Here is a 1,461-nt window from a genome sequence, read left to right as displayed (position 1 = left end):
GCCAAAGCACTAATTCATAAAAATTTACATAGCGTTTTTTAGCCCCAAGAAACCTTAAACAGACATACACTTCAAAAGCAACTTTTTCAGTTCTCAAAATCTTATAGTAGCTTTCACCGAGTACTATCTTTGTTTTTAAAATTTCACTAACTGTATCTTGGCTTAACTTGTCATAAACCTTCTTGCCAAAATAATTTTTTCTCCATTCCAAGTTAGCTTCAAACTTTCTAACTTCGTTTTCGCTTCCTTCATTTGCAATTAACCTTAGTTCGCCGTATACACTCATAATTTCTCCTTTTTTTTGAACATATAACAGCGACTGTGGTATAATATATACAACAGGTCGAACGATTGGTGGTGTTCTAGGCGCTGTTATTTTTTTATACTTTTGATCATTTTTTTGAAAGGTATATTAATTTAGCAGAATACGAAACTAAATAAAAATATGAATTAATGTTTATGAGTACTTTTATAAATAATCAAAAGTGAAATAAAAAAAGTGTTCAACACACTTCTTTCTATCACTTCCAATAAATCTTTATTTTCTATTTTATTTTCAATATTGATTTTAAAATTTGTTGCCTTTTGAGCATCTAAATTTATTTTAGATTTTCTTCCTTTTTTCTTTTCCATAGCAAAAGAATTATAACCAAACTTTTTGTATTTTTCTATTACTGAATAGCATGCTGAATAAGAGTTTTCCATTATTTTAGATATTTCTAAAATACTAAATTCTTGAAAATATAATTCGATAATTTTTATCTTTTGATCAAGTTTTAATTTTAAATAACCTTTTATATCTCTATTTCATTTGTTTCTTTTTACTTTTTTAAATTTAAATTGCATAAAAATGAACCCCTTTCCAAAAAGTCCGGAATTTGGGGTTCACTCTAATTTCCTTTTTCTATCAACTATATTTTATATCAAAAAATGTAAATTACAAAGAAAATTGCGTGGAAAAAATAGCAAATTTAATTGCCTTTCTATATTAATATTAATATAAATACTAATGATATGTCTGAATAAGAGTATTTTGAATTTTATTATCATTCAACAATAAAGCTTCTATTGTTTTTTGAGAATATAATGCAAAGCTTTTGTTTAGTTTTCTTTTAATATAAACAGATATGTGTCCTTCTATTAGTGAACTATAATCATTATTAATGATTCCACTTTCAAGTTTAGATGTGTATCTTATCAAACTATTTAAATTGTATCTATCAATATCGCTCAAAACAAAAGAGTCTCTAAAATAGAGATAAATTGTATTTAATATATCTAACAACTTTCCATAATCTCTACTGTTGTAAGCTTCTGATATTTCTTTTTCGATTTTTCACTCACTTAAATTTTGAATGCTATCTATAAAATTGTTAAATCCACGATTTCTCTTTTTGAAAATAAAATCATTAAATTTTCTTAAAAAATGAAATTTACACAAATAAAATTGCCTTTTAGTTG

General features: G+C 24.8%; 1 protein-coding gene and 2 pseudogenes. All 3 read right to left on the bottom strand.

Features of this window, described 5'->3' with window-relative positions; genetic code table 4:
• On the bottom strand, positions 1 to 286 hold a 286-nt coding region (locus MBIO_RS04480), incomplete at its 3' end, for an MAGa4850 family ICE element protein (protein WP_041594268.1).
• Positions 287 to 528: 242 nt separating this feature from the next.
• Positions 529 to 846: pseudogene (locus MBIO_RS04475) on the bottom strand (helix-turn-helix domain-containing protein); the annotation flags it as partial.
• 160 nt (positions 847 to 1,006) lie between these two features.
• Positions 1,007 to 1,461, bottom strand: a pseudogene (locus tag MBIO_RS04470) (Mbov_0401 family ICE element transposase-like protein); the annotation flags it as partial.

It is taken from the genome of Mycoplasmopsis fermentans PG18 (assembly GCF_000209735.1).
GTDB classification, from domain to species: Bacteria; Bacillota_I; Bacilli_A; order Mycoplasmatales; family Metamycoplasmataceae; genus Mycoplasmopsis; species Mycoplasmopsis fermentans.
Note: the sequence above shows the minus strand (reverse complement) of the source record. Positions and strands in the feature narration are given on the sequence as shown.